28 protein-coding genes are annotated in these 25,510 nt (G+C 60.3%); 8 read left to right on the top strand and 20 right to left on the bottom strand.

Annotated features, from left to right (window positions below):
• Positions 1 to 72: 72 nt before the first annotated feature.
• Positions 73 to 528: a redox-sensitive transcriptional activator SoxR gene (soxR, locus tag ACR0LY_RS13285; protein WP_170350673.1), complete on the bottom strand. Its 456-nt coding sequence runs from the start codon at positions 526 to 528 to the stop codon at positions 73 to 75.
• Between the two features lie 84 nt (positions 529 to 612).
• On the opposite strand from soxR, the gene ACR0LY_RS13280 reads away from it, so the two are divergent.
• The 3 genes from ACR0LY_RS13280 to ACR0LY_RS13270 all read left to right on the top strand — a co-directional run bounded on the left by ACR0LY_RS13280 (position 613) and on the right by ACR0LY_RS13270 (position 2,712).
• Positions 613 to 993 carry a VOC family protein gene (locus tag ACR0LY_RS13280; RefSeq protein ID WP_170350675.1) on the top strand — a complete coding sequence of 127 codons (381 nt, stop codon included), beginning with the start codon at positions 613 to 615 and terminating at the stop codon, positions 991 to 993.
• A gap of 241 nt (positions 994 to 1,234) precedes the next feature.
• The gene (gene greA / locus ACR0LY_RS13275; RefSeq protein WP_058282071.1) at positions 1,235 to 1,705 is read left to right on the top strand and encodes a transcription elongation factor GreA; all 471 of its coding nucleotides are present in this window, start codon (positions 1,235 to 1,237) and stop codon (positions 1,703 to 1,705) included.
• A 14-nt stretch (positions 1,706 to 1,719) separates the two neighbouring features.
• The gene (locus tag ACR0LY_RS13270) at positions 1,720 to 2,712 is read left to right on the top strand and encodes a hypothetical protein (protein WP_170350677.1); all 993 of its coding nucleotides are present in this window, start codon (positions 1,720 to 1,722) and stop codon (positions 2,710 to 2,712) included.
• Here the strand turns inward: ACR0LY_RS13270 and ACR0LY_RS13265 are convergent.
• The 5 genes from ACR0LY_RS13265 to ACR0LY_RS13245 are packed head-to-tail and all read right to left on the bottom strand — an operon-like array spanning position 2,709 to position 7,330.
• Positions 2,709 to 4,784 carry a molybdenum cofactor synthesis domain-containing protein gene (locus ACR0LY_RS13265; RefSeq protein ID WP_438826485.1) on the bottom strand — a complete coding sequence of 692 codons (2,076 nt, stop codon included), beginning with the start codon at positions 4,782 to 4,784 and terminating at the stop codon, positions 2,709 to 2,711. The two genes, ACR0LY_RS13270 and ACR0LY_RS13265, sit on opposite strands and share 4 nt — an antisense overlap.
• Positions 4,781 to 5,272, bottom strand: a complete 492-nt coding sequence (gene mobB, locus ACR0LY_RS13260; RefSeq protein ID WP_170350679.1) for a molybdopterin-guanine dinucleotide biosynthesis protein B — start codon at positions 5,270 to 5,272, stop codon at positions 4,781 to 4,783. Before mobB ends, ACR0LY_RS13265 begins: the two co-directional genes overlap by 4 nt.
• A complete protein-coding gene (gene mobA / locus ACR0LY_RS13255) occupies positions 5,269 to 5,913 on the bottom strand; it encodes a molybdenum cofactor guanylyltransferase MobA (protein WP_170350680.1) in 645 nt (214 codons plus the stop codon). The genes mobB and mobA overlap by 4 nt, the downstream gene beginning before the upstream one ends.
• Entirely contained in the window at positions 5,910 to 6,446 is a 537-nt protein-coding gene (locus tag ACR0LY_RS13250; protein ID WP_170350682.1) for a hypothetical protein, read from the bottom strand. The genes mobA and ACR0LY_RS13250 overlap by 4 nt, the downstream gene beginning before the upstream one ends.
• On the bottom strand, positions 6,443 to 7,330 hold the full coding sequence (locus tag ACR0LY_RS13245) for a formate dehydrogenase accessory sulfurtransferase FdhD (RefSeq protein WP_170350768.1): 888 nt from the start codon (positions 7,328 to 7,330) through the stop codon (positions 6,443 to 6,445). The genes ACR0LY_RS13250 and ACR0LY_RS13245 overlap by 4 nt, the downstream gene beginning before the upstream one ends.
• A gap of 49 nt (positions 7,331 to 7,379) precedes the next feature.
• Between ACR0LY_RS13245 and ACR0LY_RS13240 the strand changes: the two genes are divergently transcribed.
• Both ACR0LY_RS13240 and ACR0LY_RS13235 read left to right on the top strand, forming a co-directional pair.
• Positions 7,380 to 8,096, top strand: a complete 717-nt coding sequence (locus tag ACR0LY_RS13240; protein WP_170350683.1) for an AzlC family ABC transporter permease — start codon at positions 7,380 to 7,382, stop codon at positions 8,094 to 8,096.
• Positions 8,093 to 8,425 carry an AzlD domain-containing protein gene (locus tag ACR0LY_RS13235; RefSeq protein WP_170350769.1) on the top strand — a complete coding sequence of 111 codons (333 nt, stop codon included), beginning with the start codon at positions 8,093 to 8,095 and terminating at the stop codon, positions 8,423 to 8,425. The genes ACR0LY_RS13240 and ACR0LY_RS13235 overlap by 4 nt, the downstream gene beginning before the upstream one ends.
• On the opposite strand, the gene ACR0LY_RS13230 is transcribed toward ACR0LY_RS13235, so the two are convergent.
• The 7 genes from ACR0LY_RS13230 to ACR0LY_RS13200 form a co-directional block, all read right to left on the bottom strand.
• Positions 8,414 to 9,046, bottom strand: a complete 633-nt coding sequence (locus ACR0LY_RS13230; RefSeq protein ID WP_170350684.1) for a hypothetical protein — start codon at positions 9,044 to 9,046, stop codon at positions 8,414 to 8,416. The genes ACR0LY_RS13235 and ACR0LY_RS13230 overlap by 12 nt on opposite strands.
• A gap of 18 nt (positions 9,047 to 9,064) precedes the next feature.
• The gene (locus ACR0LY_RS13225; RefSeq protein WP_058281864.1) at positions 9,065 to 9,199 is read right to left on the bottom strand and encodes an aa3-type cytochrome c oxidase subunit IV; all 135 of its coding nucleotides are present in this window, start codon (positions 9,197 to 9,199) and stop codon (positions 9,065 to 9,067) included.
• Between the two features lie 68 nt (positions 9,200 to 9,267).
• Entirely contained in the window at positions 9,268 to 9,828 is a 561-nt protein-coding gene (locus ACR0LY_RS13220) for a hypothetical protein (RefSeq protein ID WP_170350685.1), read from the bottom strand.
• Positions 9,815 to 11,653 (bottom strand): glycerophosphodiester phosphodiesterase, encoded by a 1,839-nt coding sequence (locus ACR0LY_RS13215; RefSeq protein ID WP_170350686.1) that lies wholly within the window; start codon positions 11,651 to 11,653, stop codon positions 9,815 to 9,817. Before ACR0LY_RS13215 ends, ACR0LY_RS13220 begins: the two co-directional genes overlap by 14 nt.
• 62 nt (positions 11,654 to 11,715) lie before the next feature.
• Positions 11,716 to 12,168, bottom strand: a complete 453-nt coding sequence (locus tag ACR0LY_RS13210) for a DUF6173 family protein (protein WP_170350687.1) — start codon at positions 12,166 to 12,168, stop codon at positions 11,716 to 11,718.
• Between the two features lie 4 nt (positions 12,169 to 12,172).
• Positions 12,173 to 13,219 (bottom strand): MBL fold metallo-hydrolase, encoded by a 1,047-nt coding sequence (locus ACR0LY_RS13205; RefSeq protein ID WP_170350688.1) that lies wholly within the window; start codon positions 13,217 to 13,219, stop codon positions 12,173 to 12,175.
• Positions 13,219 to 14,922, bottom strand: a complete 1,704-nt coding sequence (locus tag ACR0LY_RS13200; protein WP_170350689.1) for an acyl-CoA dehydrogenase family protein — start codon at positions 14,920 to 14,922, stop codon at positions 13,219 to 13,221. The genes ACR0LY_RS13205 and ACR0LY_RS13200 overlap by 1 nt, the downstream gene beginning before the upstream one ends.
• A 138-nt stretch (positions 14,923 to 15,060) precedes the next feature.
• Between ACR0LY_RS13200 and ACR0LY_RS13195 the strand changes: the two genes are divergently transcribed.
• The gene (locus ACR0LY_RS13195) at positions 15,061 to 16,011 is read left to right on the top strand and encodes an L-threonylcarbamoyladenylate synthase (protein ID WP_170350690.1); all 951 of its coding nucleotides are present in this window, start codon (positions 15,061 to 15,063) and stop codon (positions 16,009 to 16,011) included.
• Here ACR0LY_RS13195 and ACR0LY_RS13190 read toward each other — a convergent pair whose 3' ends face one another.
• The gene (locus ACR0LY_RS13190; protein ID WP_170350691.1) at positions 16,012 to 16,566 is read right to left on the bottom strand and encodes a YqgE/AlgH family protein; all 555 of its coding nucleotides are present in this window, start codon (positions 16,564 to 16,566) and stop codon (positions 16,012 to 16,014) included.
• A 146-nt stretch (positions 16,567 to 16,712) separates the two neighbouring features.
• Between ACR0LY_RS13190 and ACR0LY_RS13185 the strand changes: the two genes are divergently transcribed.
• Together ACR0LY_RS13185 and ACR0LY_RS13180 are read left to right on the top strand one after the other, a co-directional pair.
• Positions 16,713 to 17,525 (top strand): protein-disulfide reductase DsbD domain-containing protein, encoded by an 813-nt coding sequence (locus ACR0LY_RS13185; protein WP_170350693.1) that lies wholly within the window; start codon positions 16,713 to 16,715, stop codon positions 17,523 to 17,525.
• Positions 17,526 to 17,528: 3 nt separating this feature from the next.
• A complete protein-coding gene (locus tag ACR0LY_RS13180; RefSeq protein WP_170350694.1) occupies positions 17,529 to 17,975 on the top strand; it encodes an NUDIX hydrolase in 447 nt (148 codons plus the stop codon).
• Here the strand turns inward: ACR0LY_RS13180 and ACR0LY_RS13175 are convergent.
• From ACR0LY_RS13175 to ACR0LY_RS13150, 6 genes are all read right to left on the bottom strand, one after another.
• The gene (locus ACR0LY_RS13175; RefSeq protein ID WP_170350696.1) at positions 17,945 to 21,346 is read right to left on the bottom strand and encodes an efflux RND transporter permease subunit; all 3,402 of its coding nucleotides are present in this window, start codon (positions 21,344 to 21,346) and stop codon (positions 17,945 to 17,947) included. The two genes, ACR0LY_RS13180 and ACR0LY_RS13175, sit on opposite strands and share 31 nt — an antisense overlap.
• 5 nt (positions 21,347 to 21,351) lie before the next feature.
• Complete coding sequence (locus ACR0LY_RS13170; protein WP_170350698.1) at positions 21,352 to 22,806, bottom strand: efflux RND transporter periplasmic adaptor subunit; 1,455 nt, start codon at positions 22,804 to 22,806, stop codon at positions 21,352 to 21,354.
• 106 nt (positions 22,807 to 22,912) lie between these two features.
• Positions 22,913 to 23,455, bottom strand: a complete 543-nt coding sequence (moaB, locus tag ACR0LY_RS13165; RefSeq protein WP_170350700.1) for a molybdenum cofactor biosynthesis protein B — start codon at positions 23,453 to 23,455, stop codon at positions 22,913 to 22,915.
• Between the two features lie 6 nt (positions 23,456 to 23,461).
• A complete protein-coding gene (locus ACR0LY_RS13160; protein ID WP_170350701.1) occupies positions 23,462 to 24,082 on the bottom strand; it encodes a LysE family translocator in 621 nt (206 codons plus the stop codon).
• Positions 24,079 to 24,678: a metallophosphoesterase family protein gene (locus tag ACR0LY_RS13155; protein ID WP_170350703.1), complete on the bottom strand. Its 600-nt coding sequence runs from the start codon at positions 24,676 to 24,678 to the stop codon at positions 24,079 to 24,081. The genes ACR0LY_RS13160 and ACR0LY_RS13155 overlap by 4 nt, the downstream gene beginning before the upstream one ends.
• Positions 24,678 to 25,442 (bottom strand): uracil-DNA glycosylase, encoded by a 765-nt coding sequence (locus ACR0LY_RS13150; protein WP_170350770.1) that lies wholly within the window; start codon positions 25,440 to 25,442, stop codon positions 24,678 to 24,680. The genes ACR0LY_RS13155 and ACR0LY_RS13150 overlap by 1 nt, the downstream gene beginning before the upstream one ends.
• Positions 25,443 to 25,510: the final 68 nt, after the last annotated feature.

The raw sequence follows: 25,510 nt of genomic DNA, 5'->3' as shown, positions 1-25,510 counted from the left end.
TCACGGCTGATTACATGGTTGCTAAGACCTTGGTCAATCAAAACACGGCGTAACATTGCTGCAATGCGGCAGTTATGTATCGGGAGAGTCCCCCATAAGGTACCTGGGACCGCTACCATGGCATTTGGCGCGGTCGTCCGGGTTGTAAAGGGCGCATTTCGGAAGGCTGAGGCAGCCACAGCCGATGCACCCATCCAGATTGTCGCGCAACCGCGTCAAGGTAGCGATTCGCTGATCCAGACGGTCACGCAGCCCGACACTGATTTTCTGCCAATCCTTTGGCGTTGGTGTGCGGTTGCCAGGCAAGTCGGACAAAACATCCTTGATCTCGGGCAACGTCAGGCCAAACTGCTGGGCGATCATGATGAAACTCAACCGCCGAATATCAGCGCGCTGATACCGCCGCTGCCCACCCGCATTGCGCCAGGGCGCGATCAGCCCCTGCGCCTCGTAGTACCGGATGGCCGACACAGCCAACCCCGTGCGCCGGGCCAATGCGCCAATTGCCAGCCCTTCGGAAACTGCCATTATCCTCATTTAATCCCTTGACCTAAAGTTAGGTTTAGAAATTACAGTGAGTCGTGACAAGCCTCAATTCGCAAAGGAGACCCCATGATGGCGACGCTTGAACACACCAACTTCACCGTTCGCGACCCGCAGGCTTCGGCCGCGTGGATGCACAAGGTGTTTGGTTGGAAAACCCGCTGGGAAGGCCCGGCCATTGCGGGCGGCTATACCGTGCATGTGGGCAGCGCGCATACCTATCTGGCGCTTTATGCGCCCAGCGATCCGCAGCCATCCGGCGAAAGCAGTTACGACATCATTGGAGGGCTGAACCACGTGGGTGTTTTGGTCGAAGATATCGACGCCACCGAGCAGCAAGTGATCAAGGCCGGCTTCACGCCCAAGTCACATGCGGATTATGAGCCCGGAAAACGGTTCTACTTTGACGACGACAATGGCATCGAATTCGAAGTGATTAGTTACAACTAGGGCGTTCCGGGAAACATCTTACAAACTCGTTATCGCCAATATCCCGAGAGCGCGAAGTGCGGCAGGGTATTGGCGATTCAAACTTTTCCCGAACATCATAGGCCGTAATCCGCCCGCTGCGGGGCCAAGACCTCTTGCAATTCACGCCTCATTTAGGTCAGGTATTTGCCAACCCATCAATTCGCCCCGACGCTGGTTCCATGCGGCGGGGCGCATCAATTTATGCGTGGACGACAAGACCATGGAAAAAATTCCGATGACGCCTACGGGCAATGCCGCGCTTGCGGCAGAGCTGAAAAACCTGAAATCCGTTGAGCGCCCGGCGATCATCGAGGCCATTGCTACGGCCCGTGAATTGGGTGACCTGAAGGAAAACGCCGAATATCACTCGGCCCGCGAAAAACAGGGCTTTATCGAAGGCCGTATCAAAGAGTTGGAAGGCATCCTATCGCTGGCCGATGTGATCGACCCCGCCAAGCTGTCCGGTGCGATCAAATTCGGCGCCAAGGTCACGCTGGTCGATGAGGACACTGACGAGGAAAAGACCTGGCAGATCGTGGGTGAGTATGAGGCCAATATCGAAAACGGTCTGCTCAACATCAAATCCCCCATTGCCCGCGCCCTGATCGGCAAGGACGAAGGTGACAGTGTCGAAGTCCGCACCCCCGGTGGTGTGCGGTCTTACGAAGTCCTGAGTATCGAGTACGCCTGACCGGAGCGTCCTTCATGTCCGAGCCCACGCCAGAGCAGGAAGCCGAGCGGCCAACGTCGTTGGGTATTTACGACAAGCCCTCGCGGCCGTCCGTGACCGAGATCGAGATTGCGGCCATCGTGCTTAGCGTGATCTGGCTGGTGGTTTCGGTGGTGTTTCTGGTGCTGCCCGACGACGTCGAGGGCGGTGGGTTCGTGGTGACCTTGCTGGCGGTGTTCATGCCGGTAGCAATGATCTGGGTCGCGGCTACGGCGATGCGCGCCAGCCGCGTCATGCGCGAAGAAAGCGAGCGTCTGCAGACTGCGATTGATGCAATCCGGCAGACTTATGTCCTCCAGCAACAGCGGGCCGCCATTTCCCACGAACCGGCCGTCAGCAAGAAGTTGGACGAAATCGCTGAATCCGCGAAAAAGACAGAAAGTACACTGGCCACGTTTTCGACCAAACGTAGCGAACCCGCGCGGGCGGCAGCGTCAAACGGAACCGGCGACCAAACCTCGTTGGAGCTGGGTACGCAGGCCGAGGACATCGCGCCGCCACTCAGCACCGATATTTTCATCCGAGCGCTGAATTTCCCCGAAACGCAGGATGACGCCGAAGGGTTCGACGCCTTGCGTCTGGCGTTGAAGGACCGCAAGACCGCCCAACTGGTGCAGGCTTCGCAGGACGTTTTGACGCTGCTCAGCCAGGAAGGCATCTATATGGATGACCTGCGCCCCGACATGTCCCGCCCCGAGATCTGGCGGCAATTCGCGCAGGGTGCCCGTGGTCGCTCGGTGGCGGCTTTGGGCGGCATTCGGGATCGGTCGTCGCTTGCGCTGACGGCGGCGCGGATGAAGCAGGACCCGATCTTTCGCGACGCCGCACATCATTTTCTGCGCCGCTTTGACCACATGATCGTGGCTTTTGAACCTGAGGCCAGCGATGCCGACCTGACCGCATTGGGTGAGACCCGAACGGCGCGAGCCTTCATGTTACTGGGGCGTGTGGCTGGAACCTTCGACTAAAGGCCGAAACTGCCATAGGGGATGAACCGGACTAGATCGCCCGGTTTGATATCGCGCGCGCCGTCCTCGATCTCGACCAGCCCTTCGGCCCAGCTGAGCCCGCTGATCCGGCCCGATCCTTCAGAGGCAAACACCTCGACCCGGCCATCGCGCACTCGGGCGCGCAGATATTCGCGGCGGCCCGGTTTCTTGCGTTTTTCAAAGGCGGCGGGCAGATCGAACCCCTGTGGGTCCTGCCAGCCCTCACCCGCCATCAGACCCAAAGCCGGGCGCGCAAAGATCAGGGTGCAGACCTTAGCAGCAACCGGATTACCGGGCAGGCCAAAGACCGGTGTGCTTTCCCACAATCCCAGAGCCAGCGGCCGCCCCGGTTTGAGCGCAATCCTCCATTCCTGAATCGCCCCCGCCTGCCGCAACAGGGCCGATACGTGATCCTCATCCCCGGCTGACGCGCCACCGCTGGTCAGGATTACATCCGCCTGTTCCGCCGCCGCATTCAGGCGATCGCGCAAATCTTCCCGGTCATCAGAAACCCGCCCCATATCCACCGGCTGAAACCCCATGCGGTCGATCAGTGACAACAGCATCGGGCGGTTGGCATCGAATATCTGGCCTGGCCCGGCCTTGTCTCCGGGTTCGATCAGTTCATCACCGGTCGACAGCACCGCCACACGCAGCGTCTTGCGCACTGGAACTTTTGCAATTCCGGTAGTCGACAACAACGCCAGATCGGCGGGCGTCAACCTTCGCCCGGCAGACAGAACCAGATCGCCCGCGGTCACGTCCTCACCTGCACGGCGGGTGTTTGCACCCTGTTTCAGGGGGCCGTGAAAAGCGATGTGGCCATCTTGTACGGTCACGTCCTCTTCTAGAATGACCGTATCCACACCCGCAGGCAACGCCGCGCCGGTCAACACCCGCAGCGCATGGCCATGCGGCACCGTGCCATCAAACGGGATACCTGCAGCCGCGCGGCCCGGATGCAATGGCATCACCTGCGCACCCTCGGGCATCGCACCCGCAAATCCGTAGCCGTCAACGGCCGTATTCGGTTGCGGGGGGTTCGAGCGTTTAGCGATGATATCCTCTGCCAGAATGCGCCCCATAGCCTGCGGGAGCGCAATTGTTTCAACAGGCACAACTACCGTCAGCCGCTGGCGCAGCAGGGCCAGCGCGTCATCCACCGGCGTCCAGCTCACCCCGGCAGGCAAAGCAAAGCAATCGTTGCGCAGGGGCGGTGGGGCAATATCCGGCTTGCGTTGTGACACTCCCAAAATCCAGCCTTCCTCTGCTGCGTTGACGTTCAGATGGTTCGCCAATTCCTCGGGTCGCATCCCGGCCAGTGCCAGCGCGACCTGTTCCACCTGCCAGGCGTCCTTGATCCGGTCTTTCGGCCCGGCCCCCAGGGTAAGCGAGGGCCAGATTTCCACAAAGGCGACCGGGGTGTCCAGCGGCTCGAACGGCCAGACCGAGATTTGTCCGGTAAATGCGCGGCGCAGACGGGCCAGAACCGGCAGGCCAGTCATGACCTGACCACCCACAGCACCGGCCCCGCCCATTTGCCAACACGTAAAGCTGCCCTTGGTTTCGGGGTTCAGTTCGACGCAACGGCGTTCGGGAAATGGGTTGTGATAGTCCGCCTTGATTTTGGGCAGACCGTCGATGCCACGTCGCAGGCCATTGAACCAGAACGGACCCTTGCCGCCAAAACGGCGGTTAATCTCTCCGGCCAGATCAAACCGGTTGTTGGCTTTTGGCGAATCCTCGATCCGGCTCTCGAACCAGTCCCACAACCGCAACGGATCATCCGAGCCGGTCAGCGCATGGGCGAACCCTTTGGGATAGCCAAAGGGGAAATCGAACCCCAGACACAGCCGCCGTCCTGAGGCAATCTCATCCGCAATCAGGTTGTGCAGCCATTGCTCGGCAATCTTGCGGTTTCTAAGGTATGTCGGTTCTTCTGCCCTGCCCTGTCGCACCACACAGGCCCAGATGGCATCCTTGCGTTCGGAAAGGCCGGTGTCATTGCCACCGGACCAATCGACCATGGCAAAACTATCGAAACCGGTCACAAACCAACCTCTTGCAGAATGAAATCGGCGATGGCTGCGGTGTCATTCAGGTCAAAGACCGGCACAGCCACATCGAGCGGCGTGTCACTTGCGACGGCGCGGATCGTCGCGTTCTCAGGCGCCATCAACGGGTTCGCAGCCTCGGCCCGATAGGCTTCGACCTTGGGATGGGCCTCGCTTTTAAACCCCTCGATCAACACTAGATCGACTGGCGACAGTCGCTCTAGTAACTCATTCAATGGAGGCTCGGGCACGCCGCGCAGCTCTTGCATGATCGCGACGCGTTGACCCGAGGCCAGCAGAACCTCGGACGCGCCCGCAACGCGGTGACGATAGCTGTCAGTGCCCGGCTGATCGACATCGACATTGTGATGGGCGTGTTTCAGGGTCGAGACGGTAAAGCCGCGCCCGGTGATCTCAGTCACCAGCCGCTCCATCAACCCAGTCTTGCCCGCGTTTTTCCAGCCAGTGACGCCGTAAACCTTCATGCCTGCTCCAGCAGTTGTTCTGCCCGCGCCAGATCGTCGGGTGTGTTGACGTTGAAGAACGGATCAAAGGGATCGGCCGGGAACAGCGCCTCGCGCCCGTCATGTTTATCGGTCCACAGCACGACCTTGCGCAGGCCGTCATTCAGCGCATCCCGCAGATCGTCGCGTAATGCCACGGGCCAGAGACCAAAGGTCGGGTGCCGATTGACCCGTTTTCCACCACCAGATTTCAACGCCTCATCCCCGGTGCGTGGCGTGGTAGCCAGCACCAGCGGAAGTGTTTGCCCCTGGGCAGCGTCGCTCAGCCGCATCACCAGATCGCGCGGTAAAAACGGAGTATCGGCGGCAGCGGTGACAATGCAGTCAGCCCCTTGCGTGGCCGCCCAGTCGAGCCCTGCCAGAACACCCGCCAGAGGGCCAGCGAACCCTTCGATCGTGTCGGGCAGAATAGGCAGGTTCAGATCAGCGAACCGTTCGGGATCACCATTGGCGTTTAGCGCAAGGCCATCCACTTGCGAGGAAAGCCGGTCGATCACATGAGATAGCAGGCTTTGCCCGCCGATCTGCAACAGACCCTTGTCTCCGCCACCCATTCGGGTGGCGAGACCACCTGCGAGGATGATGCCAAGTGGGCGGATCATGCGGTGCCCTCGATCTCGGGCCACTTCTTGAATTTCGTGAACGGCTGCGCCGACGCAAGGCAGATGCCAGCCAAAAGAAGCAGTATCCAAATGCGCGGAGATGTTGACGTGGTTTCACCCAACCGAACACCAAGATTTACCGCGCCCAGAAAATAACCGAGAATCAAGGTAGGAAGCACGCCACACCAAAACAACAAGCGATAGCGTCGCGCAGCTTTTTGTACCGATGGCATCAATTCAAGCGACTGCGGAAGCCCATGCATCGCAATACGCTGAAGCGATGTGTTCTGAAGTCGGTAGTCAAGGCTGTTTTGCTGCCATCCAGGTCCCCAGAAAACCACCAAATCCAGCACCCCAACATATTTCCGGGCGCTCCAGCCCAACTTACCCAGCACATTTTTATTATGCGCACAAATGCCTTCAACGACGGCTCGTTTGCTGCGGAAGTAGGTTACCAGCACCAAAACATAGAGTGGCAGAATGCTGACTGCTAAAACAAAAGTGACGAAAATCCAAAGTGTCTCTGATATCATCCCGCACTCTTCCTACGATGTTTCTTATCCTCAACCGCCACGCTTGCCGGATCCACATCACGCAGCAACCGGTCCTCGCCCGACAGACACACAAACCGCTGACCTCGCATGCGGCCGATCAGGGTCAGGCCGACTTCGCGGGCGATCTCGACACCCCAGGCGGTGAAACCGGATCGGGACGCCAGCACCGGTATACCCATCATCGCCGTCTTGATCACCATTTCGGATGTCAGACGGCCAGTGGTGTAGAGGATCTTGTCGTCCGCCGCCTCACCCTCGGACAGCATCCAGCCCGCGATCTTGTCGACAGCGTTGTGGCGGCCGACATCCTCCATGTAGACCAGAGGGCGGTTTTCAAGGCACAGAACCGTTCCGTGGATCGCCCCGGCTTCAAGATACAGCGACGGGGTTCGGTTGATCTTGGCCGCCAGCTCATACAGCCATGATGTCCGCACTTGAACTTGCGGCAGGCGCACATCCTCGAGCCCCTCCATCATGTCGCCGAACACGGTGCCGACTGCGCAACCACTGGTGCGGGTCTTTTTCTTCAGCTTGTCCTCGTAGGACGTCTCGCGCGCGGTGCGGACGATCACGGTTTCCAGATCGTCGTCATAATCGACCCGCGTGATCTGATCATCATCCAGCAACATGCCCTGATTGCGCAGGAACCCCAGCGCCAGATATTCCGGATAGTCGCCTATGGTCATCGCGGTCACGATTTCCTGGGAATTCAGGAAAATCGTCAAAGGGCGCTCTTCGACAACCGAGATCTGGCTGACCTCTCCATTCTGGTCCACGCCCTCGACCGCGCGGGTCAGGCGGGCCGCGCCGGGATCGGGGGCGATGATGTAGTCCGAGACATCCAGTTCCTTGGCCAATTGCAACCCTTTCCCAAGACCGCTACTGCTGCGGCTATCACCATAGGATTTAGCCATGGCAGACACCACATCCAAGTCATACTATTGGAAGGGTTTTCGCGACGGGACCCCGTTCATTTTCGTCGCCATCCCTTTCGGCACCTTGTTCGGGGTATTCGCCACCGAAACCGGGCTGACCATCATTCAGACGATGGCGTTCACGGCAACGGTTTTCGCCGGGGCCGCGCAATTCGCGGCCTTGCAACTGCTGCAAGACAATGCGCCAACCCTGATTATCCTGGCTTCGGCGCTGGCTGTGAACCTGCGGATGGCGATGTATTCAGCCTCGCTGACGCCGTATCTGGGGGCCGCGCCACTATGGCAACGCGCCATTGGCGCATATCTGGTCGTGGACCAGTCCTACGCCAGCTGCATGGTCCGGTTCGAAAAAGAGCCCAACATGACCGTACCTCAACGCATGGCCTATTTCTTTGGCTCGGTCTCACCGATCACACCCTTGTGGATACTGTCCACTTATCTGGGGGCAGTCTTGGGCACGCGAATACCCGAAAGCTGGGCGCTGGATTTCGCCTTGCCGATTACCTTTCTGGCTATGATCGGACCGATGTTGCGCACACTGCCGCATGTTGTGGCGGCTTTAGTTGCCATAACGGTCTCGCTGCTGACGGTTGCTGTGCCCTATAATCTGGGTCTGCTGGTGGCCGGATGCATCGGTATGATGGCCGGGGCGCAGGCGGAATTGTGGCTAGAACGCAGAAAGGTCACGTCATGAACGCGGTCGATCCGGTCACCATGTGGATCATCATCGTCGGGCTGGCTTTGGGCAGCTACGGCCTGCGGTTCGTGTTCCTCGGACTGGTCGGCGATCGCCCGATGCCCCCCTGGCTGCTGCGCCATTTACGCTATACCGCCGTGGCGATCCTGCCTGCCCTGATCGCGCCGCTGGTGGTATGGCCGACCGCAACCGGCGGCCAGCCGGACATCCCGCGCATGGCGGCAGCCGCTGTCGCGCTGATGGCCGGGTTGATTACGAAAAACGTGCTTGCCGCGATCTTTTCCGGGGCCGCGACCCTTTACGCGCTGCTGTACCTATTGGGCTAGCGCACCGCTCTGCTGGTTCAGCAGGGCATTGTTCGCCGCCAGACCCTTTTGCAGATCGGCATCGTCATTTTCGCGATACTCGGTGGTGGACACCCCCGGTATCTGGCCGAATTGCTCGGACAGTTTGACCGGATAAAACGTGGTTCCGATCTGTTCGAACCCTGGCACCTGCTGCAACAATCGAGAGGTAGAGTTGGCGCAGTATGCACTGGATACCGGCCCCATCTGCTTGGCCAGCTGCAGGGCGATTTCCGCCTGTTGTGGGGTGACTTCGATGGTTTGGATACGCGCAAAATGCGTTTCGCGCGCGTGGCTGCTGCGATAGGCGCGCTCGACATTCGGAGTGATGCCGTACAGCACGTCGTTCTTGATCGGCACAACATCCGCGCGGAATGAACCTGCGGGGTCAAAAATCACCCGCTCACTACCACTGATCATCAACGAGGTATGCGCCCCCGAACCGGTTCGGGTGCTGATCATTGTATAAAGCGTCAGCGTCGACGGACCCGGATCACGGTAAGACCGTGCCACGACTTCTGACTGATCTGCCTGAGGGCGCTGCGACCCGGTGCAGCCTGCAACAGTTGCCGCCAGAAGGCAGGCAAACAAAATCCTGATCACGGTCGACCCCGGTTTGGATTACGCGGCGAAGACCGCCAGGAACAGGCAAAGGAAAGCAATCGCAACCACGCACCATGTGGTGGCCTTGATGAAACCGTTGAAGGTTTTGGTTTGGACGGTGATGTCCATTTCGCCGTGCTTGTATTCAGCCATGACTCAGAGATTCCTAATTCGCGTGTTTGAGATGTTGGATAATCGAAAAATCGAGGCCTGTCACCACGTCATTCGCGCGCAGGGGTCACGGATTGAAACACGGAACATCCCGGATAACCAAACCCCCACCGCCAGGGCAGGCCGGAACAGGGCCCGCCGCCCAAACGCACGGCGGTATACATCGCCTCGGCCGTAAAGAAGTGTGCCGTACGAATCTGGTCGGGGGTCATTTCATAGCGTTGGGCATAATCCTCGGCATGGTCATCGCCGTGTTGTTTGACGCAGGTGCGCAGCGTGTCATCCGCCGACAGGCGTGCGTCAAAGCTTTCCTCGGCTTGCAATGCGCCGCCTGCGTTGTGATAGGCGCGGTCATGGCTCACGCAGCAGTATTCCCACGGCGGGCGCGCCTCGTATAGCGCGCTGAAATTGGGGAAGGTTTCAGCCACAAAGCGCCAACTGGCCGACAAACCGCCGGAACAGCCATCTGTTTCAAAGGGAATGGGCTCGGCATCCCCACGTTGCGCGATCAGCGCGCGGTGGGCTGGCAACTCAATGTTGCGCATGAATTCCTGTGCCGTTGCCGGGGCGGCCAACAATGCCAGCAAGGCCGTCAGTTTAGGGGCTTTCATCACGCATCGCCTCTGTGTCGATGGACATGCCAAAAGTGGTCGCCATCCATAAAAGCAACCGCTCGGCCGGGCCCATTTCGGCTCGCACCCTCAGCACCTCGTTGGCCATTGCAGGACGGTCGGTGATCAGCCCATCCACCCCCATCGAGGCCATTGCCGACATCTGCAACGGATCATTCACTGTCCAGACATAAATATCCTTGCCCGCCTCATGGACCGAGCGCACCAGACCTGGCGTCGCCATCGCGGCGTTGACGGCAAGAAAATCGCCCTCAAGCCCTGTCAGGTCACCCACCGCCGTTGCCGCCAGAACGCCAGCCCGCCAATCGGGGCGGATGGACTTCATCTTTTGCACGGCGGGGTATTTCAGCGACATGGTGGCAATGTCGTCCTGCATCCCCAACTCTTCGACAAGGGCCACCACGCGGTTTTCCAGATCGACATCATGGCCGTAATATTTCAGCTCGATGATGACCTTGGCTTTACCTTTTGCGGCCTCAAGCACCTCACGCAGAGTCGGGGTGCGTTCATCGGCGTATTCGGGACCAAACCAGCTGCCGATGTCGATCTGGGCGACATCCTCCATCGTCGCATCCCAGACCTTAAGGTTCACGCCCGCAAGTTTCATGAAATCGCTATCATGGGCGACGATCACCACGTCATCCGCCGTTTCCTGCACATCGATTTCAACCCAGTCCGCACCGTCTTCGATGGCCTTGAGCACTGCGGCCATGGTGTTTTCCGGGCGCACCGCCGCGGCGCCGCGATGACCGATGACCTCGGCACGGTCGGGAGCTTGCACACGTTCCAGCAAATGCTGACCAAACCACAACCCGATCAACACAGCCACCACGGCTGCGCCGACGGTTGCCAACAGCGGAATACGCAGACTGCCGGGTTCGGGATGCAATGGCTCGTCTGTCTTGATCTCAAAAAAACCATCCAGCAACACTGCCAACGCGCCCAGCGCAGTCGCCGCCAGCACCAATCCGGCAAAAGACCAAACCCCCGCCACCAACAGGCTGTAAAGCAAGGCCAGACGCAGATGGCTGGCGCCCTGCAGGGGAACGATGGCGAACAGGATACCCGCCACCCAGGCAATCAGCGCAGCGATGATCAGACGCAGGATCAGCCATATCGCCAGCTCGATCTTGAGGCGTCCGCGTTTGCCCTCCATCCGGGTAGTGCTGATGTTAAAGGCATGCCCAGGGTGGACATTTTCGAACAGCACCAGATGCAGCGACAGCGCCCAAGCCGAGAGCCTGCGGATCAACACCCAGGCCATGACCAGAACTACCGCTCCGATCAATACCACCGCGACCCAGAACGAGGGCGGATGGAAGGTCAGGTAATAGTTGATGTCATATTCGGTCAGCGTCCACCACGCGATCAGTGCTGCAACCACAGCAAAAGGCAGCACCAGCAGCAGAACGCGCAGCACGAAGCGCACGGCAAATCCAAATAGTGCCGGAAGGCGCGACAGGATCAGGCCGATGGCGGAACTGCCCGCGCGCCATGGATCGGCTTCGCCCATCCGCAACGATGCGGCCATGACCGAAAAAACAAACACTTCGGCCAGAAGAAACAGGCTCAGCACAGCAACAGCAGCGATGAAACCGGCGGGTGACAGGATAAAGGCGGCGATGGCCTGATCCGTCAGCGCGGTTTGATTCGACAGCGACACGGCAAGGTTTACGGTGATCGCCACGCCCGGTGCAATCAATGCCACCAGCAGCAGGCGCACGGCGATGTATATCGGCACGAACACGCGACGGCGCGCCCAGGCGCGCCTGTAGGCGGTTGTAACGTCTGAGAAACTGGTCACGTGGCCCCCTTGAAAGTTACACTCATTCAAGGCTGCGCAGACGTGAATTGCAAGTCAGGCGATCAGCTTTCTTCCAGATCCTTGGCCAACCGGAATCCAATGCGATTGGCGGGCTTGTCCTCGACCGACTTGGGCAGGGCCCGCAGCATCACATTCAGTTGGCTGACATGCTGCACCAACTGGGTTCGCGCACCGGTCGCGTCCGAGCCGTAAAAAGTGATGATATCGGGATCAAAATAACCCATGCCCTCGATCCGCATCACGCCCGCATCGCCACCGGTAAAGCCCATGGCGACCTCTTGATCACCGGTCAGCGTTTGTTCGAAGTTCTGGATATACAAGATCAGCCGCTCATAAGCCCATTGCGCCGGGCTTTTGGTCTCGACCGGTTTTTGCAGCTGTCCGGGCAGATCCTTGGCACCGGATTTCGCGTCCGGGTTGGCGTGGACCTCATAGCAACGGGGCAAAGCTGCCGCTTCTGCTGCCTCGGCCGATGTTTCGATCTGGTCTTGCATGGCTTTACCCTTTGCGCTGAAACTCCCACGCCCCGTCAGCGCGGCGCGTCCGGTTGACAGTTCCAATGTGGTAAAGATGGTTCAGATGTGCAACCGCTTCGACCAAAGCCAGCCCGTACTCGCCTTCTTTGATCTGGCGCTTGAATAGAGGCATGAAACAATCGGCCGCGGTTTTGGGTTGGTCCAGATAGTCCTGCAACCGGTCCAGCGCGCCGTGGTGGTTGTCGATCAATTGCTTCATGCGCAGCGGCAAGCCGGTAAAAGGCAGCTTGTGCCCACCCAGCGCCAGATGATCAGGCCGCGCCAAGCCTTGCAGACGCTCACATGCCTCCAGCCACTCGGCCACGGGATCAGCCAAAGGTTCGGTGACATAGACGCCCAGATTGGGGCTGATCGAGCTGAGGATCTGATCCCCGGTGATCACCAGATTGTCATCGCGGCTCCAGAACGTGGCATGTTCAGGGGCGTGGCCATTGCCCATATGGACGTCCCAGTCACGGCCACCCATGCGGATGATGCTGCCCTGCTTGATCCGGGTAAACCCCAGAGGCATTGGATAGACCGTGTCGCAATAGTTGAACGGACGCTCGGTCATCCGTTTGGCCAGAACACCCGCGTCCATGCCCGCGCTGCGGTAATAATCCAGCGTTTCCTGCGGCCAGCTTTCCTGCACATCCAGCTGCAGCATGCGCGAGAAAAGCCATGCGGTACGCGAAGCCACCAGTTCCACGCCGTGTTCCGATTGAAACCAGCCTGCATTGCCCACGTGGTCGGGATGGTGATGGGTCACTACCACCCGGTTGATCGGCTTGCCGCCCAGCGGACCCCCCATTAGGGTTTCCCAGATGCGACGGGTCTTGTTCGAAGACATGCCCGTGTCGATCACTGTCCATCCATCGCCATCGTCCAGCGCATAGATGTTGACGTGATCCAGCGCCATGGGCAGCGGCAGGCGCATCCACAGCACCCCTTCAGCAACCTCGATCGCCTCGCCCTGCGCCGGAGGCTCAGGCCAAGGATAGCGGATTGCCAAAGGTGTATCCCCGTCCATTACACCGCCAGCTCCTCAGGGGTGAGCGCATAGATGTCCTCGGCCCCGTTCTGCGCCTGCGTCAGCAGACCGGCATATTCCGGCAGCAATGCGTTGATGTAGTACCGCGCCAGTTTCAGGCGCGGACCTTCGGGGTCAGCCAGCGCCGCCTTCAGGTGGTAATGCGCGCCCAAAACGCGGGCGAAGGCGTGCAGATAAGGCACAGCACCGGCAAACCGAGCGTTCATGTCCGATTGCGCCACGATCCACTCGGTGGCTTCGCGCAGGCTTTCGGTCGCCTCCCATACGGGACCCGCCAGACCCGGCAGGCTGGCGCGGGCCTGTTCGGCGTGATCCTCGATCTCGTCCAACAAGCGCGAGGCTGCTTCGCCCCCATCCATCATCTTGCGCGCCACAAGGTCCATGGCCTGAATGCCGTTGGTGCCCTCATAAATCGCGGTGACGCGGACGTCGCGGTAATATTGGGCTGCGCCCGTTTCCTCGATGAACCCCATACCGCCGTGAACCTGCACACCGGTTTCCGAGACGCGCATGCCTGTTTCAGTTCCGAAGGCCTTGCAGATCGGGGTCAGCAGCGCGGCGCGTGCGGACCATTCGGCGTCACAGGTGGCCGTGGCCATATCGATAGCAGCCGCATTGGCCAGCATGATGGCGCGCGCGGCAAAGGTATCGGCGCGCATGCTCATCAGCATCCGGCGCACGTCCGCATGGTCGATGATGGTGCCCGAGGGCGTCTTGCCCTGCTTGCGGTCCAGCGCATAGGCCAGCGCGTGCTGGTAGGCACCCTCGGCAGCCCCAACACCCTGACCACCAACACCCAGGCGGGCATTGTTCATCATGGTGAACATCGCAGCCATGCCGCCATGTTCCTTACCAACAAGCCAGCCCTTGGCCCCGTCATATTGCATCACACAGGTCGGTGAGCCGTGCAGGCCCATCTTATGTTCCAGCGACACCACTTTCAGATCGTTGGCCACACCGGGATTGCCGTTTTCATCGGGCAGGTACTTGGGCACCAAAAACAGAGAAATCCCCTTGGTTCCAGGCACACCATCCGGCAGACGCGCCAGCACCAGATGGCATACATTCTCGGTAAAGTCGTTGTCACCCCAAGAGATAAAGATCTTCTGACCCGAAACCGAATAGGTCCCGTCGCCGTTGGGCACTGCCTTGGAAGACAAAGCCCCCACATCCGATCCGGCCTGCGCTTCGGTCAGGTTCATGGTGCCCGACCATTCGCCCGTCATCATCTTTGGCAGGTACAGCGATTTCAGCTCGTCACTGGCGTGATGTTCCAGCGCTTCGATCTGGCCTTGCGTCATCAACGGTGCCAGTTGCAGCGACAAGCACGCGGCCGACATCATCTCATTTACAGCGGTGGTCAGGGCCATCGGCAGGCCCATACCACCGAACTCTGGATCGCCGCTCATCCCGATCCAACCGCCTTCGGCAATCGCCTTCCACCCATCTACGTAACCGGGCGATGTACGCAACACGCCATTTTCCAACCGCGATGGCTCCAGATCACCGGGGCGTTGCAGCGGGGCCATTACCTCTTCGCACATCTTGCCGGCCTCAGACAGGATCGCACCGACCACATCTTCGCTGGCTTCCGAAAACTTCTCGGTCGCCGCGATTTGATCGAATCCGACGACGTGGCGGAACAACAATTCATAGTCGGAAATGGGCGCGCGGTATGGCATGTCTTCCCCCGGGTCTGTTTGGGTCGGTTTTTGGCGGGTGGGGTTGGAAATTGCAATGCCCACCTTTATGCATCCTTGATTGGTCGGAAACGTAACTGGCCTTGTTCTGCAAGCAATCAAAACGCGGCGTCACATGAAATGAACCCTAACGGCACTTTGGATTTAGCCGCCGATCCGGGCGGAATCGCACAGGCAGCTGACCTGCTGCGGCAGGGCCTGCTGGTCGCCTTCGCCACTGAAACTGTCTATGGACTGGGCGGTGACGCCCGCAATACCGAAGCCGTGGCCAGCATTTATGCCGCCAAGGGACGACCCAGCTTTAACCCGTTGATTGCGCATGTGGCCTCTGCCGAGGCAGCGCAGCGATATGTCGAATGGTCCGAGCGGGCCGAGACACTGGCTGCCGCATTCTGGCCCGGTCCCCTGACAATGGTTCTTCCTCTGCGTCAGGGGCACGGGATTTCACCGCTGGTCACAGCCGGGCTAGAGACGCTGGCGGTTCGGGTCCCAGCACATGGTACGGCCCGGGCGTTGCTGTCAGCCTTTGACGGGCCGGTGGCAGCGCCATCGGCCAACCCCTCCGGTCAGATCAGCCCTACGACTGCCGATCACGTGCGCGCGGGTCTGAATGGGCGTATCGCGGCCATACTGGATGACGGCCCCTGCGGTGTTGGTCTGGAATCCACCATCGTTGGACTGGCCGGAGAGCCCGCATTGCTGCGCCCCGGCGGTGTGGCGCTGGAACAGATCGAAACCGTTTTGAATACACAACTGCACCTGCATCAGGCCTCGGATGTACTGACCGCGCCGGGCCAGTTGCAATCGCACTACGCCCCCGACGCACCCGTACGCCTGAATGCGGCCGGCCCGCAGGGTGACGAGGTTTTGCTGGGGTTTGGCGCTGTTCCGTGTGATCTGAACCTGTCAGATAGCGGTGATCTGACCGAAGCCGCCGCAAACCTGTTCTCGGCCCTGCACAGGTTGAACACCACAGGCCGCCCGATTGCGGTGTCACCGATCCCCGATCATGGATTGGGCGCGGCTATCAATGACCGCCTGCGCCGCGCCGCCGCGCCGCGCGACAGCTGATCAGGCGCGCCCGGCGCTGGCCGACAAGGTCAGTGGATCAACCCCCAGCGTCGCCAGCGCAGCCTCCCACTTTTCATCATCGGGAACGTCGAACACCAGTTTCGAGGTCGCCTCGGTGGTCAGCCAACCGTTCATGGCAATCTCATCCTCTAGCTGGTCGGGACCCCATCCGGAATAGCCCAGCGCCAGCATCGAATTCAAAGGCCCCCGCCCCGAGGCCAGATCCTCGAGCACATCCAATGTCGCGGTCATGCTGAAATCATCCGAGATTTGCATGGAATGCAGGTTGGCATCGTAATCCGCGCTGTGCAGGACAAATCCGCGCGACATCTCAACCGGGCCGCCAAAATGAACCAGACGTTCGCCCACGACGGGGATGCTGCAGGCGATGTTCAACTGGCTGAGCAGGGTTTTGATCCGCAAATCCGACGGTTTGTTGACAATCAGGCCCATTGCCCCGTCCTCGCCATGGCTGCAGATATACACCACCGAGTGATCGAAACGTGGATCACCCATTCCAGGCATCGCGATCAACAGTTTTCCGGTCAGATCCATGGATTTAAAACTCTTGCTTCGTCTTCCTTCAACAATGGCCCCGGCACGTGGGGGTTGGCAAGGGATCAGGTCACATTTCGCCAGATTTCATCACGGTGACCCGAACGTGACTTGGAATCACCGGCAAGACCACGCATCTATGGGGTATGACGCGTTATCTTAAATCAACCGCGGCCGCTCTGACCGCTTGTTTCGCCCTGACCGCCCCCGTCCATGCGCAGGTTGAGGGCGATGTTGTGCAACTGGATGTGCTTGATGGTGGGCGTACGGCCAATGGCACCTATCTGGGGGCGCTGCGGCTGACGCTGAAGGACGGCTGGAAAACCTATTGGCGCGCACCCGGTGACGCTGGTATCCCGCCGCAGTTTGATTGGAACCGCTCGCAAAATGTGGGTGATGTGGCGATCACCTGGCCTGCGCCCCACGTATTTGTACAAAATGGCCTGCAATCGCTGGGCTATGCCGATCAACTGGTGCTGCCTGTTGAAATTACTCCAAGCGACCCCGCCAAACCCGTGCGGTTGCGTGGGGAAATGGATTTGGGCGTCTGCAAGGATGTCTGCATCCCCGAGACGTTGGATTTCGACCATACGCTGGACGCTGACGCCGGGCGCAACCCAGCCATTGCCGCAGCACTGGCCCAACGCCCCTATTCCGCGAAAGAGGCTCAGGTGACTGCCGCCAGCTGCCATCTGACCCCCACATCAGACGGTATGCGGATCGAAGCCCGCGTAACCATGCCCTCGGCCGGAGGGCGCGAGGTTGCGGTGATCGAACCGGGAAACCCCACGCTTTGGGCCTCGGAACCCGAAACGACACGGCAGGGCGGGACCCTGGTGGCCACATCCGAGGTGATCAGCGCCTCGGGCGGACCATTTGCGCTGGACCGGTCCGACATACGGATCACGGTGCTGGGCGCCAATCATGCCGTCGACATTCAGGGATGCAGCGCGGGCTGAGAGATGGGGAATACTCCTAAGATCGGCGCGCTGGCCGTTGTGGTGCATGAAACCCGCGTGCTGCTGGTGCAGCGCAGCAAACAGCCAGATGCGGGGCTCTGGGGGTTTCCCGGTGGGCATGTGGAATGGGGCGAAACGGTGATGCAAGCCGCGCAAAGGGAGTTGCGCGAGGAAACCTCGGTCATCGCGGAACCGCTGTGTTATCTTGACAATCTGGACCTTCTGCGCCGCGACGAACAGGGCGCTGTGCAGTCGCATTACCTGCTGGTCGGGGTCGCTTGTGAATATCGTTCAGGTTCTCCCGTCGCAGGGGACGATGCGCTGGACGCCCGTTGGTTTTCGATAGATCAGATCAGACAAGGTGACCTGCCCATGAGTGATCGAGTCGTCGATCTGCTGGAAACCGCGCTGCAGGCGCGTCAAGCCGCCCGTCCCTTGAGCCGCACGTAAAGCAAGCCGGACAACACGACGCTTAGCATCAGAATTGGTAGCGCACCGGCAAGGAACGCTCCCAGCCCCATATGCAGCGCCGCGATGCCCTCATCCCCCGGGTAGAGCCCTGACAACAAACCAACTGGCGCGCCAGTCATCGCGGGCCAAATCATCGTCATGCCAAACCACAGCAGCAACACAAGCCCGGTGGCCATCACCGTGCCCTGCACCACTCGATCCGGTGCCCGCATCGCCCGGCGCAACGCAGTCATCGGGCGTGACAGGTCGTTTAGAATAGCCAGCAGCGCCGGCACCAGTAACAACACTAGGAACATTCCGAAACCCAGCCCGTACACCAGCGTGATCACCGAAGGTTTGAGGAACTGCGCCTGTTGCGAGCCTTCATACAGCAACGGTGTCAGCCCCAAAACCGTCGTCAGCGTCGTCAGCATCACGGGTCTGAGTCGATCCGCCGTGCCTTCGACAATCGACGGCACCAACCCCCGCTCTCGCTGATAGGCGTCGATGGTCGTGACCAGAACGATCGAGTCGTTGATGATGATCCCAGTCATCCCCAGCAGGCCGATCACGGTAAACATGCTCAGCGGTACATCCCATATATAGTGCCCCCAGATCGCGCCCACCAATCCAAACGGAATGATCGCCATCACCACCAAAGGTCGCGTCCAGCTGGCAAAAACCCAGGCCAGCACAAGGTAGATCCCGGTCAGGCACAGGATCAGGCCGGTGCGCGCCTCGGTCAGGAATTCATCTTCTTGCTCGCTCAGGCCCGTCAACCGCCATTCGACCTGCCGTTCGGCGGCGATATTGGGCAGGATCTCGTCATTCAGCGCCCGGGCAATTTCTGCCGCACGGGCCGGATCATCCTCGGAGATGTCACCCCCCACCGTAATCACTCGCAGGCCGTTATTGCGCCGCACCGTCGAAAAGCCCGACTTGCGCTCGACCGAGACGATATCGGCCAGCGGCACATAGACGCCATCCGGCGTGCGCATAAGGGTGCGTTCCAGAAAATCGGCGGTCAGTTCACCTTCGGGCAATTCGACACGGATTTCGGCGCTGCGCGGACCATCGGGGAAAGTCGCGGCCTCGATCCCGTTCAGACGATCCCGCAACACACGGCTCAGCGTTTCCATACGAAAACCCAGCGCCTGCCCTATGGGTGTCAAATCCAGAATGAAATCTTCCTTGTCATAGGCCAGGTCGTCCTGCAGCGCCGAAACCTCGGGGTATTTCGCCAATTCGGCCCGCAGATCTTCGGAAGCTGCTTTGAGCGTGTTCACGTCGGCGCCATAGAACTGCACCTCGATTGAATCACCGCCGGGCCCGGACCGCCAGCCGCGGAAGGTCAGCATCTCGACCTTGGGATGGCGCGGTACAAAATCCTGTAACTCACCCACGAACTCAAAGCTGGAATAGGGGCGCAGGTCAGCGTCGATCAGCTCGATTGAAATCCCGCCCAGCAAGTCCTGATCCTTGCCTTCTGCGGCGGGCGGGTTGAACCATCCGGCATTTCCACCCACCTCGGCCAACACATAATCGATAGGATTGCGGCCATGGCGTTCTTCGTAAATCTGTCCCAGTTCTTCGGCAGCGCGCTGAATCTCGCGCATCATCGCCAGCGTATCTTCGCGGGTCGCACCTTCGGCCATGATAAAGTTGCCAGTGACCGAGCCGCGTTCGGGCGCGTTGAAAAAGCGCCAGTTCACGTCACCTTTGATAAATAGCGCAATCTGGCTGGCCAGGATCACCACCATCACGGCCACAACCACATAGCGGGCCCAAACCACCCAGGCGATCAGCGGGCGGAACAGGTGATCGCGCACCCAGCGAAACCCGCGATTGACAACGCGGTTGGGCAAGTCATACCAATGCTCTTTCGCCGAATGCGCGATAGCGTGGGCCATGTGGTTGGGCAGAATCAGGAAACATTCGATCAACGAGGCGATCAGCACCGCAATCACAGTGAACGGGATGTCATAGATCAATTCCCCAAACCGGCCGCCGATGGCAGTCAGACCAAAAAAGGCGATCACGGTGGTCAGGGTGGCGGCGAATACCGGCATCGCCATGCGCCGCGCAGCACGTTCGGCGGCCACGATCGGAGCCTCGCCCAGCCGGCGCGCACGGAAATCGGCGTGTTCACCAACAACAATGGCGTCATCCACCACGATGCCCAGCGTGATGATCAGCCCGAACAGCGAAATCATGTTGATCGACAGCCCGCCGATATACATGAACGCAATCGCCGCTGACATTGCCACCGGGATACCCGCCGCAACCCAAAAGGCGATACGCGCATTCAGGAACAAAAACAGCAGGCACACCACAAGGCCCAACCCCATCAGACCGTTGTCCACCAGAATATCCAAGCGGTCAGTGATCGCCTGCGCACGTGTGCGGATCAGCTCGATCGTCACTCCTTCGGGCAGGCTGGCCTGCAGTTCGGCCACCACATCCTCGACCGAGTGCTGAATCTGAATCGCATCTCCCAGGTTCGAACGGTCGATGCGCACCGACATGGCGGGGTTTTCGCCAACAAAGTAACTGCGATTGCGATTGACGCCTTCCACCCGAATATCCGCAACATCCCCGATAAAAAGTTTTGAGCCATCGGCAAAATTGCGCAGCGCAATGCCCTCAATCTCTTCGGGGGTGCGCTTTTCGGTGCCGGTACGGATGCGCGCATTGGCGCCCGTGACATCACCTGCGGGGCTGGCCATCGCTTCAGCGGCTATAGCCTGCGCAATCTCGGACAGGGTGATGTCATTGGCGATCAATTGCGCCGTTGGCACTTCGACCACCACGCGCGGCGCGGCAAGGCCGCGAATCGTGGTGCGGGTCACGCCAGCGGCGAACAGGCGGTTGATCATCTCGTCGGTGAACTTGGCCAGTTGATCCGGGTCAACGGGGCCGGTCACGACCACATCCGTCACACGATCCCGCCACGCACCACGCCGGATCGAGGGTTCTTCGGCGTCATCAGGCAGGTTGGTCACACTGTCGACGGCGGTTCTGACCTCATCTACGGCGCGCGACATGTCCCAGTTCGGCTCAAACTCCAGCCGGATATTGGCGCGTCCCTCGCGCGAGGTCGAAATCGCGCTGGCAACCCCTTCGACCGCCAGCAGAGCGGGTTCCAGCAGCTGGACGATGCCATTGTCCACATCCTCGGGGCCCGCACCTTCCCATTCGACGTTGACATCGACACGTTCAAGGATGACGTCCGGGAAGAATTGCGCCCGCATCGACGGGATCGCCGCCGCGCCCAGCACCAGCATCACCAACAACAGCAGGTTGGCCACCGTCCGGTGGCGGGTGAAGTAGCTGAGGATACCGCCCGCCGCGCCGGGGATGTCGCGCATCATGGCGCTTACCCTCCTGCCCGGGTCTCGATGCTGCGCACCAATGAGGCCGGGACACGGCTCTCGCTTAATTGTCCCAGAACACGAGCCTTGACGTCGTTCGGCATCTGATCGCTGGCCTCGACCCGCGCCACCAGTTGGGCGCGCTGTTCATCCGACAATTCAACCATGTCCGGTTCCGCCCCGGCATTGGCCTCTATCCGCAGTGGCCGCACCCGAACCCCGCCACCCAACAACGGCGTCCGGCCAACAACAACCTCGCGCCCGACCAGACCATCGCCGCGCAACAACACTTCATCGCCCTGGCGGCGGATCAGTTGCACAGGCAGCGCCTCGAGCCTGTCATCGGGGCCCAGCACCAGCACCGTGCCCGCCGCATCAAGAACCGATGATGGCAAACGCACCACATTGTCCAACGGTTGTTCCTGTACCGTGACCGTTACGAAATCGCCGGGCTTGAAACCGGGCGCGTCGTCCAGACGGGCATAGATCAGACGGCCAGTCTGCCCCTCACCCGCTGATCCGCTGTCGCGGCTGATGCGCCCCGTGGCGATCAGATCGGTTCCTGTTACCTCAAGCGATACGGTCACCGGCGCCTCGATCAGATTACCCTGGGCATCCAATAGGCGCACAAACTGCGCAGTCGAGACACGGAACGCGACCTCAAGCGCGTTGGGATCCACTAATTCCGCCAGTTTTTCATTCGCCGCAACCAACCGGCCCTCGACCAGGGTCACATCCGTCAGCGTCCCGGCAAACCGCGCGCGGACGGTCATGTCGTCCAGATCGCGTTCAGCGGCCTCAAGCGCGATACGGGCACGGGCCAGCAACGTGGTTGCCTGATCGACGCGCGATTCCGCCTGCGCCAGTGCGATACGACGCGCCAGAACCGCCTGCTGTGCGGCCGCTTCGGCCAACTCGGCCTCTTCTGCGGCGGCAGGCGTGCCCACCCCGCGGCTTTGCAAATCCTTCTGACGCTGCATGGCACGTCCACGCAAGGCCGCCTGCGCCTCGGCCGAGTTCAACTCATCCTGCGCCAAAAGCAGTGAGCGTTCGGCATCGCGTTCCTCGAACTGAGCGTCCAGCAGGTCGGACTTGGCGCGGTCCAGGGCCGATTGTGCGTCAGCCGGGTCCAGTTCGACCAGAACCTCGCCGGTGGTGACGACGCCGCCATCCTCAAAATCCTCAGCCAACGAGATCACGCGCCCGCCCAATGCGGCGCGCAGCTCCAGGCGGCGGCGGCTTTGCACCTCGCCAAAGGCTTCGAGATAGGGGGTTACCGTCTCTAACTCAGCCGGTTGCACGCTGACGGCAAAAATGCGTTCGCGGCCCTCGGGTGGCTCACTGTCGCGGTTCAGGGCCTCTTGCACCGCGCTGACAATCAGCTGTACCGCGACAGTTACCAAGGCCAGCGTTAGAAACGCCAGAAAGACACCAACAAGGCTTTGCCTCAAAAATCGCATCTATCACTTACCCCGGTCGCATCAGGCTATCATATGCAAAACGTAGCCGGGCACGGAAAAATGCCAAGCCACAAAGCGGTTACAATCAGTTATACGTGCAACCAGTCTACTTCCGTCGGAGATGTTCGTCCAATCTTGGCATTATTTCCACGAAATTGCAGGGACGATGCCGGTAATCGAACTGTTTTTCTAAAATACCGTCCCAGGCGTCCTTGCAGGCACCGGGGCTGCCGGGCAGTGCAAACAGATAAGTGCCCTCGGCCACGCCACCCGTGGCGCGGGATTGCACCGCTGAAGTGCCGATCTTTTCCATCGAAATGAGGGTGAAAACAGTGCCGAATGCCTCAATTTCCTTTTCATAGACGTCCCGGTGCGCCTCAACCGTCACATCGCGGCCGGTCAAACCGGTGCCACCGGTCGAGATCACCACGTCAATGTCCGGGTCACCGGCCCACAGCCGCAACTGCGCCGCGATCTCACCGCGCTCATCGCGGATGATCTTGCGGTCGGCCACCGAATGACCCGCGCGTTCGATCCGGTCGACCAATGTCTGACCCGAGCGGTCATCGTCTAGCGATCGCGTATCCGAGACGGTCAGAACGGCGATCCGAACCGGAATGAATTCCATGCTTTCGTCGATGCGTGACATGTGGTGTCAGGCCCTTTCCATGATGGCAAGCCGGATGGCGAGGGCAGCGAAAATTCCCCCGGTCACCCAGCCCATAATACGTGAGGCGCGCGGGTTTGAGATCAGAACCTTCCCCGCGCCCCCGGCAAATACGCCCACCAGCCCATTTACCACAAACCCGCCCAGCGCGATGATGACGCCCAAAATCAGGAATTGGGGCAGGATCGGCCCTATGGCGGGATTCACGAATTGCGGGATAAAGGCCAAAACGAACAGGATGACCTTGGGATTGGTCAGGTTCACCACCAACCCGTCGCGAAAGGCGTGGCTTGTGGGCTTTGCAGGCGCATCGGCGGACACCGCCCCGTTCCGGATCGCGCCCCATGCCAAATACAGCAGATAAGCCACCCCCATCCAGCGGATTACATCGAACAGCCATGGCATCGTAGCTACGGCGGCCCCCAACCCAAGCCCCGCTACAAAAACATGAACCATCGATCCGAGGGAAATTCCCGCGCTTGCAGCGAAAGCCGGTTTGGCACCTGACCGCAAACCTTGCCCAAAGCAAAACAACATGTCTGCGCCGGGGGTGAAATTCAGTGCCAAAGCTGCCGGAATAAACGCCAGCAGCGTGACCATTTCTATCATAAGGTGACCTCGAACCAATTTACCTTGGGGCCCAGATTGGCGATCTGCGTGCGGCCTAGGCTGCCGCGATAGCCCCAGCTGTCATGGATGTGTCCACACAGCGCAAGTTGCGGCTGCAGGCGTTCCACTGCGTCGCGCACGGCCACGGACCCCACCGCATCGCCCTGCGACGTGACATCGCCGTACCCCTTGGGCGGTGAATGCGCGATCAGAATATCCGCCGCGTCACAACGGTCCAGCAATTCAGTGGCCTCAGCCTCGGTCAGGTCACAGGACCAGTCGCCAAAAGGTGTAACCGGCACGCCATACCCCAGCCCGAACAGCCGCAGGCCGTCCAATGTCATGCCGGCGCCGTGCAGCACATGGTCACCTTCCGGCGCGGCCTTGACCAGTTCCTGCGCGCTTTCGGCATTGCCGGGCACCATCACGAACGGTGCGGTGATGCCGGACAGCATCGCCATCGCCTGGTCCAACCCCTGTCGCGCATTGCAGAAATCCCCAGCCCCGATCACCAGATCGGCCTCGGCGCTGGCCGCGACGACCTCGGCCGCGCGGTTGCGTGCCATATGCAGGTCGGAAAAGGCAAGAATGCGCATCACTTGCCCTCCAGCCGGGCTTTCAGCTCTAGCAGATCAGCCCAGGCCTGCCGCTTCATCTGTGGTTGGCGCAGCAGGTAGGCGGGGTGGAACATCGGGATGACCGGCAGGTTCAGCGCCTGTGCCCATTGCCCGCGCAACCGGGTGATACCGCGCTTGCCCAGCACCGCCTGACAGCTGATATTGCCCATAATCACCAGAACCTCGGGCTTGGCCAGCGCCACATGCCGTTCCAGAAACGGTTTCATCATCCCGATCTCTTCGGGTTTCGGGTCGCGATTCTGCGGCGGGCGCCAGGGCAGGACGTTGGTGATATAGGCATTCTGGGTGCGATCCAGATCAATCGCCGCCAGCATCCGGTCCAGTAATTGCCCCGCGCGGCCGACAAAGGGCTTGCCTTCACGGTCCTCTTCACGGCCCGGCGCTTCGCCGATGATCATGACCCGTGCGCCCGGCGTGCCATCTGCAAAGACCAACTGCCGCGCCCCACGCTTCAGCTCGCAATGCTCAAACGTATCCATCGCCGAACGCAATTGTTCCAGCGACCCAGCACCTTGGGCTGCCGCTTTCGCCACGGCAACTGGATCTACCTTCTTGGGTTTTCCCGGGGCAGTCTGGGCCACGGCGGGCTTTTTGGCTTTGGGCGCAGTGTCAGGCAACGCAAAACGGTCAACCGGCGCATCGCCGATTGCGTCCGTTGCACCCAGTTCGATCTGCCACTCCAGCAGAGCCCGGGCCGTATGATAGTCCAAAGCCGATTCCATACCCTTCAATCTAACCAGCTTTTGAACGAGGGAAAGCGAATAGGCCTTGATCGGGCGGTCGGTCGCAC

It is taken from the genome of Ruegeria sp. BC5, assembly GCF_056539205.1.
The sequence above is the reverse complement of the archived record's forward strand: the minus strand, read 5'-3'. Positions and strand labels throughout refer to the sequence as shown.

Bases quoted from the DNA above. Each gene is read 5' to 3' on its own strand.
- ACR0LY_RS13180 (WP_170350694.1), top strand. From the start codon at position 17,529: ATGGGGAATACTCCTAAGATCGGCGCGCTGGCCGTTGTGGTGCATGAA.
- ACR0LY_RS13210 (WP_170350687.1), bottom strand. From the start codon at position 12,168: ATGCAAGACCAGATCGAAACATCGGCCGAGGCAGCAGAAGCGGCAGCT.
- ACR0LY_RS13205 (WP_170350688.1), bottom strand. From the start codon at position 13,219: ATGGACGGGGATACACCTTTGGCAATCCGCTATCCTTGGCCTGAGCCT.
- ACR0LY_RS13175 (WP_170350696.1), bottom strand. From the start codon at position 21,346: ATGATGCGCGACATCCCCGGCGCGGCGGGCGGTATCCTCAGCTACTTC.
- ACR0LY_RS13150 (WP_170350770.1), bottom strand. From the start codon at position 25,442: ATGGAATCGGCTTTGGACTATCATACGGCCCGGGCTCTGCTGGAGTGG.
- ACR0LY_RS13270 (WP_170350677.1), top strand. From the start codon at position 1,720: ATGTCCGAGCCCACGCCAGAGCAGGAAGCCGAGCGGCCAACGTCGTTG.
- ACR0LY_RS13195 (WP_170350690.1), top strand. From the start codon at position 15,061: ATGAACCCTAACGGCACTTTGGATTTAGCCGCCGATCCGGGCGGAATC.
- ACR0LY_RS13225 (WP_058281864.1), bottom strand. From the start codon at position 9,199: ATGGCTGAATACAAGCACGGCGAAATGGACATCACCGTCCAAACCAAA.
- ACR0LY_RS13280 (WP_170350675.1), top strand. From the start codon at position 613: ATGATGGCGACGCTTGAACACACCAACTTCACCGTTCGCGACCCGCAG.
- ACR0LY_RS13160 (WP_170350701.1), bottom strand. From the start codon at position 24,082: ATGATAGAAATGGTCACGCTGCTGGCGTTTATTCCGGCAGCTTTGGCA.
- ACR0LY_RS13190 (WP_170350691.1), bottom strand. From the start codon at position 16,566: ATGGATCTGACCGGAAAACTGTTGATCGCGATGCCTGGAATGGGTGAT.
- greA (WP_058282071.1), top strand. From the start codon at position 1,235: ATGGAAAAAATTCCGATGACGCCTACGGGCAATGCCGCGCTTGCGGCA.
- soxR (WP_170350673.1), bottom strand. From the start codon at position 528: ATGGCAGTTTCCGAAGGGCTGGCAATTGGCGCATTGGCCCGGCGCACG.
- ACR0LY_RS13235 (WP_170350769.1), top strand. From the start codon at position 8,093: ATGAACGCGGTCGATCCGGTCACCATGTGGATCATCATCGTCGGGCTG.
- ACR0LY_RS13155 (WP_170350703.1), bottom strand. From the start codon at position 24,678: ATGCGCATTCTTGCCTTTTCCGACCTGCATATGGCACGCAACCGCGCG.
- moaB (WP_170350700.1), bottom strand. From the start codon at position 23,455: ATGTCACGCATCGACGAAAGCATGGAATTCATTCCGGTTCGGATCGCC.
- ACR0LY_RS13170 (WP_170350698.1), bottom strand. From the start codon at position 22,806: ATGCGATTTTTGAGGCAAAGCCTTGTTGGTGTCTTTCTGGCGTTTCTA.
- mobB (WP_170350679.1), bottom strand. From the start codon at position 5,272: ATGAAGGTTTACGGCGTCACTGGCTGGAAAAACGCGGGCAAGACTGGG.
- ACR0LY_RS13200 (WP_170350689.1), bottom strand. From the start codon at position 14,922: ATGCCATACCGCGCGCCCATTTCCGACTATGAATTGTTGTTCCGCCAC.
- ACR0LY_RS13240 (WP_170350683.1), top strand. From the start codon at position 7,380: ATGGCAGACACCACATCCAAGTCATACTATTGGAAGGGTTTTCGCGAC.
- mobA (WP_170350680.1), bottom strand. From the start codon at position 5,913: ATGATCCGCCCACTTGGCATCATCCTCGCAGGTGGTCTCGCCACCCGA.
- ACR0LY_RS13185 (WP_170350693.1), top strand. From the start codon at position 16,713: ATGACGCGTTATCTTAAATCAACCGCGGCCGCTCTGACCGCTTGTTTC.
- ACR0LY_RS13220 (WP_170350685.1), bottom strand. From the start codon at position 9,828: ATGAAAGCCCCTAAACTGACGGCCTTGCTGGCATTGTTGGCCGCCCCG.
- ACR0LY_RS13250 (WP_170350682.1), bottom strand. From the start codon at position 6,446: ATGATATCAGAGACACTTTGGATTTTCGTCACTTTTGTTTTAGCAGTC.